This window comes from Bradyrhizobium sp. Kon56, assembly GCF_055807635.1.
Map to the genome: position 1 here is coordinate 1 of NZ_JBVVOU010000045.1, position 15,845 is coordinate 15,845.

Annotated in this window: 11 protein-coding genes; 8 read left to right on the top strand and 3 right to left on the bottom strand. The window is 59.2% G+C overall.

All coding sequences use genetic code 11. The features are described 5' to 3' along the window. Nucleotides 1–228, top strand: a 228-nt coding sequence (locus AC0L3B_RS35305; RefSeq protein ID WP_473382174.1) for an EAL domain-containing protein, incomplete at its 5' end; no start/stop codon positions are given. 1,655 nt (nt 229–1,883) lie between these two features. Here the strand turns inward: AC0L3B_RS35305 and AC0L3B_RS35310 are convergent. Then, entirely contained in the window at nt 1,884–3,992 is a 2,109-nt protein-coding gene (locus AC0L3B_RS35310; protein ID WP_085360752.1) for a HAMP domain-containing methyl-accepting chemotaxis protein, read from the bottom strand. Between the two features lie 119 nt (nt 3,993–4,111). On the opposite strand from AC0L3B_RS35310, the gene AC0L3B_RS35315 reads away from it, so the two are divergent. Further along, nucleotides 4,112–4,339, top strand: a complete 228-nt coding sequence (locus tag AC0L3B_RS35315; protein ID WP_143273025.1) for a hypothetical protein — start codon at nt 4,112–4,114, stop codon at nt 4,337–4,339. Nucleotides 4,340–4,409: 70 nt separating this feature from the next. On the opposite strand, the gene AC0L3B_RS35320 is transcribed toward AC0L3B_RS35315, so the two are convergent. Further along, on the bottom strand, nt 4,410–5,420 hold the full coding sequence (locus tag AC0L3B_RS35320; RefSeq protein WP_473382178.1) for a PAS domain-containing protein: 1,011 nt from the start codon (nt 5,418–5,420) through the stop codon (nt 4,410–4,412). 866 nt (nt 5,421–6,286) lie between these two features. Between AC0L3B_RS35320 and AC0L3B_RS35325 the strand changes: the two genes are divergently transcribed. Both AC0L3B_RS35325 and AC0L3B_RS35330 read left to right on the top strand, forming a co-directional pair. After that, entirely contained in the window at nt 6,287–6,556 is a 270-nt protein-coding gene (locus AC0L3B_RS35325; protein WP_473382198.1) for a phage integrase N-terminal SAM-like domain-containing protein, read from the top strand. Nucleotides 6,557–7,325: 769 nt separating this feature from the next. Continuing rightward, nucleotides 7,326–7,652, top strand: a complete 327-nt coding sequence (locus AC0L3B_RS35330; RefSeq protein WP_204511998.1) for a lipocalin-like domain-containing protein — start codon at nt 7,326–7,328, stop codon at nt 7,650–7,652. A gap of 426 nt (nt 7,653–8,078) precedes the next feature. Here AC0L3B_RS35330 and AC0L3B_RS35335 read toward each other — a convergent pair whose 3' ends face one another. Further along, entirely contained in the window at nt 8,079–8,618 is a 540-nt protein-coding gene (locus AC0L3B_RS35335) for a hypothetical protein (protein WP_473382182.1), read from the bottom strand. Between the two features lie 2,597 nt (nt 8,619–11,215). On the opposite strand from AC0L3B_RS35335, the gene AC0L3B_RS35340 reads away from it, so the two are divergent. The 4 genes from AC0L3B_RS35340 to AC0L3B_RS35355 all read left to right on the top strand — a co-directional run bounded on the left by AC0L3B_RS35340 (nt 11,216) and on the right by AC0L3B_RS35355 (nt 15,580). Continuing rightward, a complete protein-coding gene (locus tag AC0L3B_RS35340; RefSeq protein WP_473382184.1) occupies nt 11,216–11,728 on the top strand; it encodes a septal ring lytic transglycosylase RlpA family protein in 513 nt (170 codons plus the stop codon). 184 nt (nt 11,729–11,912) lie between these two features. After that, nucleotides 11,913–12,152 carry a hypothetical protein gene (locus AC0L3B_RS35345; RefSeq protein ID WP_143274137.1) on the top strand — a complete coding sequence of 80 codons (240 nt, stop codon included), beginning with the start codon at nt 11,913–11,915 and terminating at the stop codon, nt 12,150–12,152. Nucleotides 12,153–13,452: 1,300 nt separating this feature from the next. Further along, complete coding sequence (locus AC0L3B_RS35350) at nt 13,453–14,238, top strand: hypothetical protein (protein ID WP_026234034.1); 786 nt, start codon at nt 13,453–13,455, stop codon at nt 14,236–14,238. Nucleotides 14,239–14,440: 202 nt separating this feature from the next. Further along, nucleotides 14,441–15,580 (top strand): FAD-dependent oxidoreductase, encoded by a 1,140-nt coding sequence (locus AC0L3B_RS35355; RefSeq protein WP_473382186.1) that lies wholly within the window; start codon nt 14,441–14,443, stop codon nt 15,578–15,580. The last annotated feature ends 265 nt before the right edge of the window (nt 15,581–15,845 follow it).

Genomic DNA, 15,845 nt, shown 5'->3' on the forward strand with positions numbered 1-15,845 from the left:
GAACTCGCGACGCGCGAGGATTCCATGGCGATCATCCGTGCCGTGACTGGCCTCGGCCGCAGCCTCGGCATCGTCACGACCGCGGAAGGGGTCGAGAACGACGCGCAGCTCGAGTTGCTCCGGCGCGAGGGCTGCACCCAGGCACAGGGCTATCTGTTCAGCAAGCCGCGGCCTGCCTGCGACGTGGCACTGATGCTGGAAGGGCCGCGGCTCCGAGCGTTGGCTTAACGAAATTATCAGAATGCCATCGCGGCACCGAGGCACAGCGCGGTAAGTCCGGCGGTCACGCCTGAGACGGTCGGGATCGTCGCTGCACGTCGCGTTGTCTGAGGTGCACTGGTCTCTCCCGAGATCCATCGCCGCGTGAGGGTAGCGCTCGACCTTCCGGTCCTTACTGTCTTCGGTCAGACCGAGCTCAGCCCGATTGTCGCGCAGACGAGCGTCGACATCCGGAGACTGAGTTCGTCCGGACCGCGGGAAAGCGCTCTGGAACGTCGGAAGTGCGCGTTGCGGATCCGATGGATCTTCGTATTTTGCCGACCGGCACTTAGGGCGTAATTCAAGTCCGTGGATATCAGACCCACAATCGGCTATCTCGACGCGCCGGAGAATGCGCGTCCGGCCATCACGGCTGACGGATGGCTGCGCACGGGCGGCCTCGGGACGCTGGATAAGCGCGGCTACTTGCGTGTCACGGGCCGCCTCGAGGACATCCCGCGGCGGAGAGAATATTTACCCGGCCGAGGTCGAAACCTGCCTGCTGCAGCATCCCAACATTGCCGATGTTGCGGTGATAGCTCTGGTGGGGTGCCAGAGACTATCACAGCCGTAGCGCGTTCGACCTCTGAAGCCAACGCGCTCAGATGATCGGCAAGCCTCGCGAACAATTCTCGTTTTCGCAGATCAGTGGCTAGATCGCTGATCGATTTGCAGTCGGCGGCATCGTTGCGGAGTCTGTCCAACTGCTCACGGATGTCTCTCATTTTAGAGTGCCCCCGGCAGCATCCTCTTCATTCAGTTGAATTGATCGAGGTGTACTTGAGCTCACGCCGATCTATTTCCGAACGGAGCAACTCAGCATAGTTGCGAAGATTGTCACCAACAATGCGGGAGCGGCCGCCATTCGCGCGATCAGCCAACACTTGCCGCCGCACACTTTCCCAAAGAGACAATAACGTCTGATCTTCCGAGCTTGAAAAGTTCATCCGCAGGCCCTCAGTAATTGGTCGCGCGGATGCTACCGCGTACTCGTGAGCCGGATTGTTCGGTTGCCCACATAGCTGTGGTGAAGCTACGCGCTCGTTGCACATCGGTCACACCGCTTGCATTGGTGAAGGGAGATATCGCGACCGCGGGACCTACCGTCGCATTAGCTAATCGATGGCTCGCGTCGCCGCTATTGCTGTAACGGGTCAGAGCGGTCGTGCGGCCGATTCCGCGCGACGGGACAAGATGTGGCTGCGTGGTCACCGACACCTGCTTCGAAGTATTGAAGGACGAACGTACGCGCTGCAGTACAATCCGTCCCGTGTCAGGCATAAGGGAGCATCTCCTGCAGCAAGCGATCCGCGGCGGATAGCTGATCAAGCCGAAGCACGAGCAGCTCGTTCAGCCGCGCTACCCGAGACTGAAATTCCTCACGTATCGATCCGTTATCCACATCTTCAAGCAGGCCATTGAGAACTCTAAGACATTCGATAACGACATTGACCTTCCGTCGCAGCAACTTAGTCCGTTCTGGTCTGGACGATCAGGTATCGCTCTCGACTAAATGGCAGCGGGATGATGTTGGCAGCCACCGGCTCGGACGCTCCATCACGGATCCTCGCTGGGACACTTCCAGCGTGACTCGCTGATGTTGAGGTACTTGTCATGGAAGCACCTCAAGCTGCGCGCACAGTGATCAGGAACTTCTCGACCTCTGTCTTTAGCCGCGCGCTGTCGTTCGACAGCGTTTGCGCCGAGGCAAGCACCTGACTAGAGGCAGAGCCGGTTTCCGTGGCCCCTTGCTGCACCTCCGTGATGTTGGAGGCGACCTCGTGGGTACCTTGCGCGGCCTGTTGGACGTTGCGCGATATCTCCTGCGTAGCCATTCCCTGTTCTTCCACCGCGGCTGCAATGGCGGAAGAGATTTCTGAGATCCGACCGATCGTGCCGCTGATTTCCTTGATCGCGACGACGGAATCCTGGGTGGCGGCCTGTATATCGGCGATCTGGTGGCTGATCTCCCCAGTCGCCTTGGCAGTCTGTTCGGCGAGCGCCTTGACTTCGGAGGCAACGACAGCGAAGCCGCGTCCGGCCTCGCCGGCCCGCGCCGCTTCGATCGTTGCGTTCAGCGCCAAAAGGTTGGTCTGCCCCGCGATCGTATTGATCAGTTCGACCACGTCGCCGATACGAGTTGCCGCCTGTGACAGCTTGTTGACGCGATCGTTGGTTTTCTGTGCCTGATCCACCGCTGCGCCGGCAATCCTGGCTGCGTCCTGCACTTGGCGGCTGATTTCGATGACTGATGAGCTCATCTCTTCGGTGGCGCAGGCAACCGATTGAACGTTGCTCGAGGCTTCCTCGGAAGCCGCAACGACCATGCTAGAGCGCTGCTGGGTGCTCTCGGCTGTCCTGCTCAGGGTCTTGGCCGCCGCTTCGAGCTCGGTCGAGGATGATGAGAGCGTCTGGATGATTTCTCCGACCGCATCCTCAAAGCGTCCAGCGAGCTGGTGCATGTCCGTCTTGCGCTGGGCGGCCGCACGGGCCTCTGATTGCGCCTGTTCGGCCCGCAGCCGGTCGGTTTCGAACATATTGTCTTTGAAGACCTGAACCGCCTCGGCCATCTCGCCGACCTCGTCAGCGCGGCCGACACCTGGGATCGAGGTCGACGTATCGCCGCTCGCGAGCCTGCCCATGGCGGCGGTCATCCCCTGGATCGGGAGGGCGATCGCGCGAGCGGTCAGCAGCGCAATGGCGGCCCCGAGGCCCAGTCCTGCCGCAAGCAAGCCCCACAGGACCAGCCTCAGGAAGGATATGCTCGTCTGCACCTGATGGCTTTCCTCGGCAAGCATGCTGTTCTGGTTCGTCTTGATGCCTCCAGAGCGGGTGCCGTCGGCGCCCTTCGGCCCGTCGAGCAGATCGAGAATCTTCACCGCGCGCGGCGCCGCTTCCGTTATGAGAATATGCACGGGTGCATTCCAGTCCGCTGACTCCCGGAACGCGAACATCTTCTCGTAAAGGAGAACAAATTCGCCCCGCGCCTTCGTGATCTTCTCGAAAGAGAGCAGCTGAGACGGCGTAAGCAGGTCCTTCTTCGCACTCACGGCGGTATAGCCTTTTTCAAAGAGCTCCCACGGCTTGAAGAATTTCTCCTTGTCGTTCTTTTCGCCCGACAGGAGGTACATGCGAAGTTGAGCGGTGGCAGCGGCAAAATTGCCGCGCGTGTCCGCCATTGCTTTCAGCAATCTCTTACGCTCCGCCGTCGCCTCCTGGCCCTCCTCCTCGTTGATCATCTTGGTGATCTCGGAAAACATTGTTTCGGTGCGCGGACCGGCTTCGGTCACAAGTAGCTTTGTCGCTGGATATGCATCGGAAGTGAACGCGACGGCTTCGGCTTTGTCTTGGGCAGCTCGGAACTCTGCGAGCAGCGCCTTGGCCTCGGCCCATTTTCGGCTGTTCTCCGGGTTGGTAAAATGTACCGCCTTCTCATCGAAGCCGGCAACTGTGGCATCCATTTCCTTCCACATCGCGGCCCGATCTAGCTTGCCTTGCGGATTTCCGGTCAAGAGATAGCCACGCAATGTCGCCAGTGTGGAATAGAGATTGCCGACCAGCTCTGTGCTCGCGAGCGCGACGGGTGTCCGCAGGTTCACCATGCGATCGACGGTCGTGGAAATCCCGCCGACCGCAAACACGGTGTATCCGACTGAAAGCGCGATGATCGCGCATACGGAAAGAAATCCCGAAATCAGCCGGCCACGAATCCGAAGTTTGAGTTTGAAGGGCATGGCAACACTCCGCGGGTCATTGGACCCTTAAAAAGATTGGCAAGAATGGATTTGGATGTGACGCGCTTAGTCGCCGCAACCGACGGCGGCTTTTAGGTCAGATGGCAAAAAGATCCCTCGTGGGGTCACTCGATAATAAAACAGTAGCTCAGGTTTCCCGTCCCTACTTGAGCGTGCAGACCATGGTGAAGACAATTGGCTGCGAGTTGGTTAAGAAGAAATCGACCCTGATTTTCCTCACGCGCGCAAAAATTGCTGCTTCAGCGCGTATGACGAAATTAGCTCGGCGCATTTCGCAAATTTTTGGTTCGCCCGGCCGCGAAATGCGCGAGCAACCCAAAAACTGAGCCCCAAGACGGTCCTTCCAAAGCTACCTATGGAAAGTGAGATAGCCAGCTTGCGACAACTTGTCTCAAATCATCGTCGCGGCCGAACTGCAGGCTCGCCGACAGACGGGAACAAGAACTCGATTCCCCCATCCGAAAAGACGCGACGAAGAATCTCCGTCGTCTCGTCCGACATTGGGGGAGCATCATCGTACTCTTCAAGCCGACGAATGATGGCGGACGAAATCCCCGTTCGCGCGGCCAATTGTTTCACAGACCAATTTAGGATGCCGCGGGCTGCGCGCAGTTGCGCGCCCGTAAGCTGCGATGTTGCCGCGTGTTGAACGGAGAGCTTTTCCTGATGCACGTCAATGGAGAGACCCATCCATTCCTGGATGCTGCCGTCCGCATTGGTGACAGGCACGGCCGTACAATGATACCACCGATATGTATTGTCGGGCTCTCGCAGGCGATGCTCGACGCTGTACCGCCGTCCGGTCTCGACCGAGGCCGTCCAGCTTCTCAAGGCCGCCTCACGCTCGTCTTCGTGAAGAAGATCAGCCCAGCCTTTGCCAAGCAACCGATGCGCCTCTGGTGTCTTCTCGCCATTCGGCAGTGCCGTGATTCGACCGTCGGAACTACCGATCCACAGCAGACCGCCTACCACCTGGGTCAAAGCGCTGTAGCGCTCGGCGTCACTTCGCAGCGTCTGGACCAACCGACGTTGCGCTGTAATGTCGAGAGCGATCCCCAAAATACATTCCGGCTCACCTGCGCTATTCAGTAGCACTTCGGTATGGCAGTTAATCCAGCGCAAAGCGCCATTGGGCCGAATGATGCGAAATTCACCGTCGAGCAACGTCCGATCTATCATCAACTCGCTGGGACCGCGAGTCGGACCGCGATCGTCCGGATGAATCCTTCGTTGGATTTCGGTGTATGACGGCGAGACCGCATGCGGATCCAATCCGAGCAGCCTAAAAAAGCCACGCGACCATTGCATCTGGCCGGCTGCATCACAGCGCCAGACACCTGCTCCCAGCTTTTCTTCAATCAAACGAAGCACATCGGATATACCGAGATGTGCCTCCAGCTGCAGCAAATTAACCCCCGTTCTCAAATACAAACATTCAACTCTCAATTGCAGAACAATTCAACACTGATGTTTGAGTGAACCCGGCCATACGGTCGCAGGCCGGTGGACGTCTCTCCACGGGCAACGCCAACGAGAGAGGGCAACGTCGTGCGGTCCTAGAGACCGCCTACACCTCAACCCGGCCAATCGGCTGCGCGCCATTCGACGAGGCCAATGACCCGAAAATCCCTTCCGGCACTGCTGATTTTCTCGAGCATGGTGGCACTGGTTGTCGCATTCGGATTTCTAGCACAGTAAGACCCGCGGATTGTGTGCGACGTCCTCTTTTCCCCCGATAGCGACTCAAATAGCGGACGTCGTGCACTTCGCATTTGGGCCAAGCGGTAGAGTAGCGCTCTAGATATTTGGAGGGGCCTCTTACTAGGCAGGCCCTGTTGCCGCGAGATGGTCTATGGACGCGAAATCAGCCACACGATTTAAACAGCACGTAGATCGGGTCATGGAGAGTTATCCCTGGCGCTCACGCTCGCCCAAGAATCTCCAGTAGATGAGTTTCTGAGATTGAGGGCATCGGTCGGCGATATCATCTCTCGGAATAGACTCCGTGCTTCAGGAAAACATTTACAAAGATTATCCCGGTCTGGATGGCATGAAAGGCTGACTGATAACTTCGGCTTCGGGTCAAAGAACGAACCCGCTCTCGCGGGAGGGCTGGCGGCGCGGTCCGCCGATCACGTCTACCGCTGTAACCGTTTGAACGAGCACAGGTGACGGGCGGGCGCTCCGTCTGCAGGATCGAGGGGTCAAGCACTCCAACCTCAAGACAGGAGCCCCCAATGAGCGAGAAGCCCATCAGCCCGCTGCGCCAACGCATGCTCGACGACATGAACATGCGCAGGTTCGTACCCGATAGGCAACGCGAGTACATCCGCGCCGTCAAGAGGCTTAGGGTTTTCCTCAGCCCTCCCCCCGACAGTGCGACGGCGGAAGAGCTGCGCGCGTTCCAGCTGCATCTGACCGAGACCCTGAGGCGGTGGACGCCGGGTGCGTCGCCTATTTGCGCAAGCCGTTCGCACGGCAAACCTTGCGGGATGCCATTGCGGGAGTACTGGCGTAACAGGCGCGGCGCTCCATCGGGGTAGGTCAATTGGGCGCCCATAACCTCAGCAGACTGAACCGCAGGTTGTTCGGCTAGGTGTGAGGCTAGTGAGAACGGGGCTGTCCGTTTTGATCCTGCGCAAGCCGGAGAGTTGCGGTGCTTGAGCAACGGCCAATGGCGAACTAGACCATGTACTCCGCGAAGTGGACAAGTCCGTTCTGGCTTCAAACCGGAGATGGCCGGCTCGCTAGGGCGCTACGGAACTGCTCAATGTATTCCGCTGGCAGGTCCCTTTGAGATCGCGCGCGTTGCAGCTTCAAGACGGGCCGCGATCTCGCTCATCCGGCGCGCCAGATCTTGGAGCGTTGTTGGCTGTACTGGGCCGGCGCCCCTTGGGGAATTCAGCTCCGTTTGCAAGTGCTCGAACTCTGCCTTGCACCGCTCCAGCTCGGCGAGAAGCATTGCGAGATCATCCATTTGGCCGAATGCGCCTCATTCCGGTGAGCTGGGGCCGTCGTACCAGATCAGGGGCAGGCGCGGCACTTGGGAAATTTACGGGTGGGCCGACCCGCTCTCCGCCGCAGGTCGATGATCCCGAGACACACATCTGGGTAGGAGATCAGCCGGCTTTCCTGCTGGGTTGGCGGTTGGCACGTGGGTACTGCGGCTAGTCTGTGGGTGGGCCCGCTGTCCAGGTTAGATCGGAATGGCATCGTGAGGGTTTTCATCGCCGATTTTGACCCCGAAGCTCACGCCGACCTTGATCTCACGTGACCGTAGTTGAACAATTAAATTTTGTGGTGGAGGACATAATGAACAAAGCCATTGTTGCTATCGGGCTTGGGCTTGCCCTGTCGGGCGCAGCATTCGCGCAAGAGAAGTCGGCTAAGGAACAGCTTGTTGGTGCGTGGACGCTAGTCGCTGTTACCAGTGAAATGGACGACGGCCAAATAGGCGAACCCTTCGGTCCTTCCCCAAAGGGCGTGATGATTTTCTCAGATGATGGCCATTTCTCGCTTTTCCACTCGCGCGCGGAAATTCCAAAGATTGCGGCTAATGACCGAGCCAAGGCGACGCCCGAGGAGGCGCAAAGTATCGTGGCGTCAAGCATTTGCCTATTACGGCACATACTCGGTTGACGAAAATACAAAAGGTATGATGGTCAACCTTGCAGCCAGCACCTCCGCGAACGTCGCCGCCATTCCCAATCAGAAAAGAACGATTACTTTGCTAAACTCAGACGAACTAAAATTCGACAATCCCTGAACTCCAAACGGTATGACGCTGCGAACCACTTGGAAGCGCGTAGCGGCGCCCCAGTCGAATTTGAACGGTGGCAATCGCACGCGACATAACGCCACTCTGTAAAAAACCGGAAAACCAACCGGCTGGTTCTCGTCAGATGGTGTCAGAGCGTTGGGCACCAGACGAAAATCGGCCCCGACCAACACGGGGGGCTGGCGGTCGGGGGCCGTCCCTTCCAGTGCGCCACAGGCGGCGGTCGTGGGCACACGCGCTGACGTTCGGGTAGCGACAAACCGGTACACCAACTGGCGCGCGCTCTTTCAGGCCGCAACGTGTGGATTGACAACTGTATAGCCGCGCAACGATCGCGCGTGCATCCTTGTCGCGTGTCCGCCTGAGTTGGCGTCATACGCCATCCAAATGTCGCCTCTGAGATGCTGTTCTAGTACGAAGACGTGCCCACGGCGTGCCGCGACCATTCCGGGCGACGGCGACGTACGCGGAAAGCGTAGCCAGTTGGCTGCGAGGTTTAGTTCAGGCACCACACGACCAAACACGCGCAGCGCTGCGCCACAACCACAGAATGCCGCCGGGCAGCCGGGCGGCCGACCCCCGGCGATCCGGCTCTCAGCAGGGACACTCATCGCCAAGCTGTTGGCTGCGGTTACTACGAGTTGTTTGGGACGATACGCCTGCAGTGAATATTGCGAAATTCGTTCGCCGCGCGTCTGCGCGGACGAGAAGTCACATGGCATGATCACGTTGCATTCGGGCGCGTGGCCGATGCGGTCGGGTCTTGCTTCCGAACAGATCGAGCTGAGGACAACGAAGAGACACGCAGAAAATACTTGCTTGAACATTGCAGGGCTCCAAAATGAGGTCCTGCCCCGAGTACCAAGCAACAAACAACAATTTGGCCGAAAAGCGGCCAAGGTTAACAGCGATCGCGGTCCAATATCGTCAACCCTCACGGCCAGACGTTGCGACGCTATCTGATTAACTCGCAGAGAGAGAGAGAGAGAGAGAGAGAGAGCCTTGCACTCGTCCGACTTGTCAAGTCTGCTCCGGGGTGACCACCGGCAACGCTCGGATCGAGCGATATAATTTCCGCTTCGCGCCCCTGAGCGGCTGCCGGTGTAGATGGAGCCCTAACAAAAGGCCCCGACGCATTCCACGTCGGGCCCTTAAGATCGTCGAGCCGGTTACATCCGCCGTGCCCTCTGATGCTTGATGTGTCGATTACCGCCCACGATCTAGTGCAGAGCGTGGCACTGCGGCCGCAATGAGCAAGGCCGTTTGAACAGTCGTCATAACACGCGCGTCGATGTTAATGCCACGAGGTTCCCGCACCTGGACGGTTGCTTGGGCAACAATTAAAAGTCGAACCGCTCGTTCCTGCGCGCCATGAAGATTTTGGAAGCCACGAGCCGCGGCGAAATGTCAATTCATGATCGTAAGCAGATCCGAACCAACCCGGCGTAGCTCTCGCTTTTTCTCGACCGGTCAGCCCGAGCTCTCACGCACCAGCCGGGCAATTCTGCGAGGACCATCCCACACCTCTACGGCGGGGTACGTATCGAGAAATTTCTCTGCTCGCGTTCTGGCGTCTTCATCCGTCGGACTGTCAATTTGATAAACCGCCCGAGCAACGCCGGATAAATCGACCACATACGCAACGTACCGCATGGCAGTTCCCAAGTGCCGGAAGCTACAATACGACTCCGCCAACTGTGACGGCCTTCGTTTCATCTTACTTTCGAACCTTTGACGAGCGCCGGCTGGTGATCGAGACTTGCTCTTGGACAACCTGCCGCGCGTCCACCTCGCTTGTTGGTTTAGGAGGGCAGGAACTCTCTTTCGGAGGTTCTCTTGCCAGCCATCGCAGTATTCTAGAACAATTTACGAGGCTCCCAAGATCGACCTATGGCTTAGGAACCAACCGGCGCCTACGGACCCGAATACCCGAATATCCGTTTCGGTTGGAGTTCGTTCCGCAATGGGGACCGGGGCGCCCCTTCCCCGGTTGCAGAGAGCCATGCTTGCGCAGGGGTCGAGGCCGTTCCGCGCGACGCGCGCTGCATTCACAAGGTCCTCCGGCATCCGTTCTTCATGAGCTTGCGCGAGGATCTGTAATGGCGCGCCTCACCCCCGCCGAAAGTGGTTCGCTACAGAGGAGGTGGCGCAGGCTTGAATTGATGAGAACGATCGGGAGGGCGTCGGCTTCGAGTACGAGGTGATCGGCGCGCCAGCGTGACCTTCATTGGCAAGCCATGTCGCAGAGCCAGCGCGCGGCCGCCCGGCGGATAGGATCGAGAGAACAACCCCTCGCGCGTGGCCCAATTGTGCCGAAACATACAGCCAGCCAGGGCGCGCGCGAAAGCTGCGGCGTGGTCATCCGAGGTTCAGGAAGGAACGTCTAAGGTTGGTCAGCGGGGATGGGCTCCGCCGGAGTAGCATGGATGAAATACAAACTTACACTTGCCGCAATAACCGTTCTCGGTGGGGCGGCATTCTCAATTGCAACGGCATCGGCAATGCCCGTTGCTCCGTTGGGACAATCAAACATCGCGAACGTTGAGACGGTAGCTCTGGTTTGCGGCCGGCACGGATGCGTCCGAACTCGCCCGGTCTATCGTCCTGCCTATCGCCGCGGCGTAGTCGTTGTTCGTCGGCCTTATGCCCATCGGTACTATCGGCGGTACTGATCAGAGGTTTCGTTCACGTAAACTGGCGTATCCTACTTGTAAAAAGGCCGCCAACTGAGGCGGCCTTTGGTTCTTTGCTCAACGGTTTTAGTGAAGAGAGAGGACAGCGGCCACGTTAAACGCCAGTAGAACCAGAGCGCATGCGCCAGCTGACAGCAGTCCCTATGTCACCGGCCTCCTTCGCGCATGCATTCCTGTGGGAGAAGTGGTAGCCAACTGCTGAGGTCCGACATTTTCTGGCGTTATTTGGATGTCATCCAACAACTTCGCGAGTTCGTTTCGGAGATTTATGTTCATAGCAATTGCTCCGAGGCAGTTTCGCTGAAGAAGCACGAAAGACGCAAACTGCCGGCGATTAGAATAACACAGAAGAGCCGTGTACGGTTGCGATCCACTGCGAGCGAGGCTGGATAACGCGCGGAGCTTCTTACGCGGCTCGCGGCATCTCGCCCCACGAGCTGCCCGTGGCCTGTTCAATGTCCTGCTCGTCTCTATAATCAGGCGAAGTGATTTCGCCACTGAACCGCCAGGTTGACGCTGCTTCGCAAAGCGTGGAGCTCTAGAACGGCTCGCCGGTTCTCGTGAATGCGCTGCAGCGGACTATCTGCTTGTTGCACTGCTTCCACTCTTCGCCATGCAACACATTCAAATCGGTATCAAATCACCTCTCTACACATGAATCCCGATGTGCCGGAACGCGCCTTATGAGTTTGCATTGTTTCTCAGTTTGGTGATTTGTAGTGAGGTCGATCATGCGTCCGCTTTCTGGAATGATCGTGATTGCAGCGGTCTCAATCTGGACGGGGCTTCACGCCGCCCCAGCCGTTGGGCAAACATTCAATGATAGATGGTCCATCGTGCCAGACGCTCACGCCGAGCCCGCTCCTGAAGGACTCGATAAGACAAAGAAGGAGGAGTCGCAAGCGCAACGCCCGAGCGGACAAGAGCCCCTGAAAGATCGTTCAGGCGCTCAATTTTTCAATCGAGTTATTTCCGGAAAAGCCTCCTACTATTCGTATTCCAAAGGCAAGACAGCGAGCGGTTCATCGTTTGATCGGAATCTACTAACCGCGGCGCATCGCCGTCTGCCGTTCGGCACGAGAGTCCGCGTCATTGATCTTGAGACGAACAAGTCGGTGGTGGTTCGTATCACCGACCGCGGACCATGGGTCCGTGGCCGCGTCCTCGACCTCTCGCTGGCGGCTGCGCGCAGCTTGGGGATTACGAATCGTGGCGTGGCTCAGGTTCGTGCTGAGGTGTTGTAGCGGACGACCATGCCCCGCGAAAACACGCGACCGCCGCCCACGCGCCCTTACGTCAATAGTCCGCCTTTTGGCCTGAAACGAATCTGCCGTGTCTCTAAAGAACCCTGACGCTATCGCGGCCCTCGTATCCGTCCTCAGGCTCGTCCACGGAGACGAAGTCGCGCGAACCATGCTCCTGGAGGGTATGAGCCTCGCCACGCTGACGGACACGATGTTCTCCGCGCCGATAGCACATCGCGATGCCGTTCGATACGTCGCGAGTGCCTTAGATGACTTCGCCATTACACCAGAACTTGGCTCCGTCTGGCATCTTCGTTACCTGTATGATGATCAACCCGGCTCATTTCGCGTCGTCGATATGGAGATAGCCACGCCGGCCGGTACGCTGTCCAGCAACGACCTTTGGCTTCGGCTGCCCGTCTAACTTGCAATGCGGACCGTGCTTCGACGATTAGCCGGAGCCCCCTGCCCTACGTGCCGGCCTTGTAGGTCTGGATCGTGCCGGCCGTTATCTCACAGCATGAGAGGGCGCGGCTGCAGCTCATCGATGCCTTTCCCGGCAGGGCTGCGTCTTTACATGCCATGGCCTGAGCCCGGTTGGCCGCGATGATCCAACTGCTCCCGCGCCCGTTCACGTAGGCGAAATTGCGAGATCGGTGACGCCCAGCGAGCTCTGAAATCTTGATCTAACTTGCATCCTGCGTGCAGGCTGGCAGCTCTCTTAAATCCGCGGCGGATCGACCTTCCGAGCACGAACGCGACGAAGAGCGACTGCAAGGAAGATTTTAGAAGCTACAATCGAAACCGGCGTGTGCAGAAAGTATTCGCAGTTGAGCGGCACGAGGCGTGCCAAAGGACACTATGCCCGTCGAAGTCGGAAGAGCCCAGCAGGACAAAGAAGTTCAAATCCTTGCAGGCGGATGTCCACAGTGGCATCACGTATCGCCATTTAGCCGAGTTACCGTAGTTCCTTACTGTAGCTTATTTCTAGAGCCGTCCACGGTTTGCGAAAAATGAACGTCTTCGCGAAAGCTTAGCGCCCAGAGTTTGGAGGAGTGGATATCCTCGGCGCGGCGAGAACCAGGGACCAGTAGCTCGCCCCCTTCCGCGAAAGCGCTCTGCGTTTTTTCCGCGCGGAGCTTGTCACTTCTACGGTTCGAGCCACGTTGACACATTAGATCGCGGGAGCCGCTAGGCTCAGTCGCGCTTGACCCGAAGTGAGGTGTGGGGCTCCCGGCTGACGGTTAGCCTCACAAGCCACCTGCGGAATCCTCCGCGAAAAGTGTGGAGAGGTAGTCTGGAGCGGCCGGATTATGGGCGCGATGATGATGCGCAAGGAGCCCGCGAGCGCGCCCAGGAGGCCGTTCGAGAAGCCGACGGGCGGAGGCGGAAGCCTAGTCCGTCCGCATGGAATGCTACGGGGGCCCTGCGCAGCCCTGCCCGACGATCGATCAATGCTTAGTGGCGGACTCGCCTGGCTGGAGGTTGAGTGCGCCCGCTGCAAGACACGCGAGCCTACCATTCGACGTCATACATCGGCATAAGCACACGCCGCTCTGGAGTTTAGGCGCTTTTTCCTGCCTCGATCAGCCTCGAACTTTCGGCGATCGGACTCATTTGCCGACGGCGCCTTCGCGCGCAGCGCTGGGCCCGAGCGCACAGGCTAAAACTGTGCTAAACAACGAAAGTCAGCACCATCGTCAAGGGTTCACATGGAGCACCAAATGGCTTCCACGCGGGACGACAGCGTCGCGGAACGGCAGATCGCGGAGGAGCTTTCGCACCTGACGCGCAAGGCGGAAGACGGTGCCTCGGTCCAGCCGACCATGGAGACGTCTCGCGCACCGGCAACGAACCATCAACCGACGAAACAGCCCCACGTGGCCTTCGTCTGCTCTCTGTTGGCTGTGTCCTTTGCTGCTTGGTGGTGGTGGTCGTCCTCCGCACAACCGGCGATGAGGGCCCCTTCGGACCCTGCACCCCTGACGCGGGGCCCCCGAGATGCTGCGGCGCCGAAAGACGCGGCGCCGTCTGCAATCGCCCTGGTTTCCGACTTGACGCAGCAGCTGCAGTCGATGACGCGCGATCTCGCTGCCTTGAGGCAAGCAGTCGAACAGCTTAACGTGACGCAAGAGAAATTGGTCCACGACAATGAAAATGTGGCGCGCCAACTCAAGACAGGCCAGGAAGAACTCGCACGTAACAGCCGTGTCATCGACGATGTCAAAGGGATCCAGATCCAGATGGCCCGCGAAAGTCAAACGCTCACCGATCGCCTCAACGCAAACCAGGAGCAACTCGCCCGCGCCACGGCGAACGCCTCAGCACCAAAGGAGATGATGCCTGAAGGTACGAACGCAATCCCAGAAAAGCCACAGGTCATGCAGGAAGTACCATTGCCGCGTCCACGGCAGTCGGCCAATGTTGCCCAGGCGCCAAAGCCGGCGCCAATTGCCAGACCGCAAGCTATAAAACCGCAACCGTCGTTATCGTGGCCATGGTCGCGCTAAGCCGCGACCGACCTGCTCCTGCGGCCGAAACTAAAGCTATGGAGACGGGCGCCGTTGACTGCGGCTCCTATTCAGACTTTCGGATCTGGCCCGCTGTCGCCCCGCGGTCCCTTTCGCTACGTAATCGCCCTCCCGTAGACCTTGTAAACCCGCGAAATCATCAGGATGATCGGCGAGCCGTAGCATCGCTCGCGAGGCCTTCATGCGAAAATGCGAAGTCGCCGTGCTGGGTCTAGGACTCATGGGCGGAGCAGCGCTCAACTCATTGTTGGATGCCGGCGTCGATGCGCTCGGCTTCGACCCTGTCGGACCCGGTTCGGATCGAGGCTCGTCACATGGTTCATGTCGAATTTTCCGTCGCTTCAATTTCGAAAACCCCAACTACACCAGCCTGAGCGACGAGGCTCATGCCGGTTGGATCCGGCTGCAGGCCGAAAGCCGTCAAACGGTTCTGACGGAAACCCCTATTTTGGAGGCAGGCCTCCCCGGCTCTGCGATGGTGGCGTCGTCACGCGCGGCCGCGATCGCGAAAGGGCGCCCTGATCCGATGTTGACCGCGACCGTAGCGAACAAGGAATTTCCGGCTTTCGCCCTGCCCGACGACTGGGACGTCGTAGTACAAGACGGTGGCGCGATACTGCGGACCGGTGTCGTCATGAGACTGATGCGCTCACGCGCCGGCAACCGTGTGATTCCGGAACGCGCGAGCTTCACGCCGCACCACGACGGCGTATCGATCCGCACGGTGACCGAAGAGTTCTTCGCCGAGCGCGCGATTCTGGCGCTGGGTCCATGGCTCGGTCGCGCACTCCCGACACTGGGCGCGCTGCTCAACGTGACCCGACAGGCGGTCGGCTGGTTCAAGCCGACCCGCCCTGACACTGTGGCGCTCGGTCGTTTCCCGATCTTCATTCTGGACCGAGGTCCGAACGACGTGGTCTACGGCTTTCCGGACTTCGAACAGCGCGGCGTCAAAGCGGCGCCTCACAACCACGGGCCCGTCGTCGGCCCCGACGACTGGGGTCCGCAGGCCACCGAGGCCGAACTCCGCCCGGTCGGCGATGCGTTGGCGGCCCTTGTCCCGGGCGCGGCCGGGCCAATCATCGATCGAGACGTCTGCCTCTACACCAACACCGTGCCCGCCGACCGCCTGCCCGATGCGGGCGAGGAATTCATCATCGATCGCTGGCCGGATTCCCGCCTAATCGTCTGCTCCGCGTGTTCAGGCCACGGTGCGAAGTTCGCGCCTGCCATCGGGCAAAGGCTTGCCCGACTGGCCACCGATCCGTCCTACGAAGCGGAGTCCTTCTTTCAGCTTTCCCGATATTCTCAATTCGCCTGAGCGGATATCGCGGCGTGGCCGGATCGGCTACGTTACCCTCGCGGTGTCACTGGCCGATATGTTCTGCGCCGGCGAGCTTCGGCGCGGGACCTCCGAATTCGCGCGCGAAGACTATTGAAGCGCGAATTGAGCCTTGAGCCATGGTGTGAATCGGCGTGGCCCGAGGCTGATCGGCACGATAAGTCTCTGATTCACATCACATTGGAGGGGGCATGCTTCGATGCCGATTCACATCCCGGCCTTCCGCCGACCTGCACGCTCGTCG

Coding starts and splice junctions, on each gene's coding strand:
- AC0L3B_RS35345 (WP_143274137.1), top strand. CDS start 11,913: ATGAGCCTCGCCACGCTGACGGACACGATGTTCTCCGCGCCGATAGCA.
- AC0L3B_RS35330 (WP_204511998.1), top strand. CDS start 7,326: ATGAACAAAGCCATTGTTGCTATCGGGCTTGGGCTTGCCCTGTCGGGC.
- AC0L3B_RS35340 (WP_473382184.1), top strand. CDS start 11,216: ATGCGTCCGCTTTCTGGAATGATCGTGATTGCAGCGGTCTCAATCTGG.
- AC0L3B_RS35325 (WP_473382198.1), top strand. CDS start 6,287: ATGCTCGACGACATGAACATGCGCAGGTTCGTACCCGATAGGCAACGC.
- AC0L3B_RS35310 (WP_085360752.1), bottom strand. CDS start 3,992: ATGCCCTTCAAACTCAAACTTCGGATTCGTGGCCGGCTGATTTCGGGA.
- AC0L3B_RS35355 (WP_473382186.1), top strand. CDS start 14,441: ATGCGAAAATGCGAAGTCGCCGTGCTGGGTCTAGGACTCATGGGCGGA.
- AC0L3B_RS35335 (WP_473382182.1), bottom strand. CDS start 8,618: ATGTTCAAGCAAGTATTTTCTGCGTGTCTCTTCGTTGTCCTCAGCTCG.
- AC0L3B_RS35350 (WP_026234034.1), top strand. CDS start 13,453: ATGGCTTCCACGCGGGACGACAGCGTCGCGGAACGGCAGATCGCGGAG.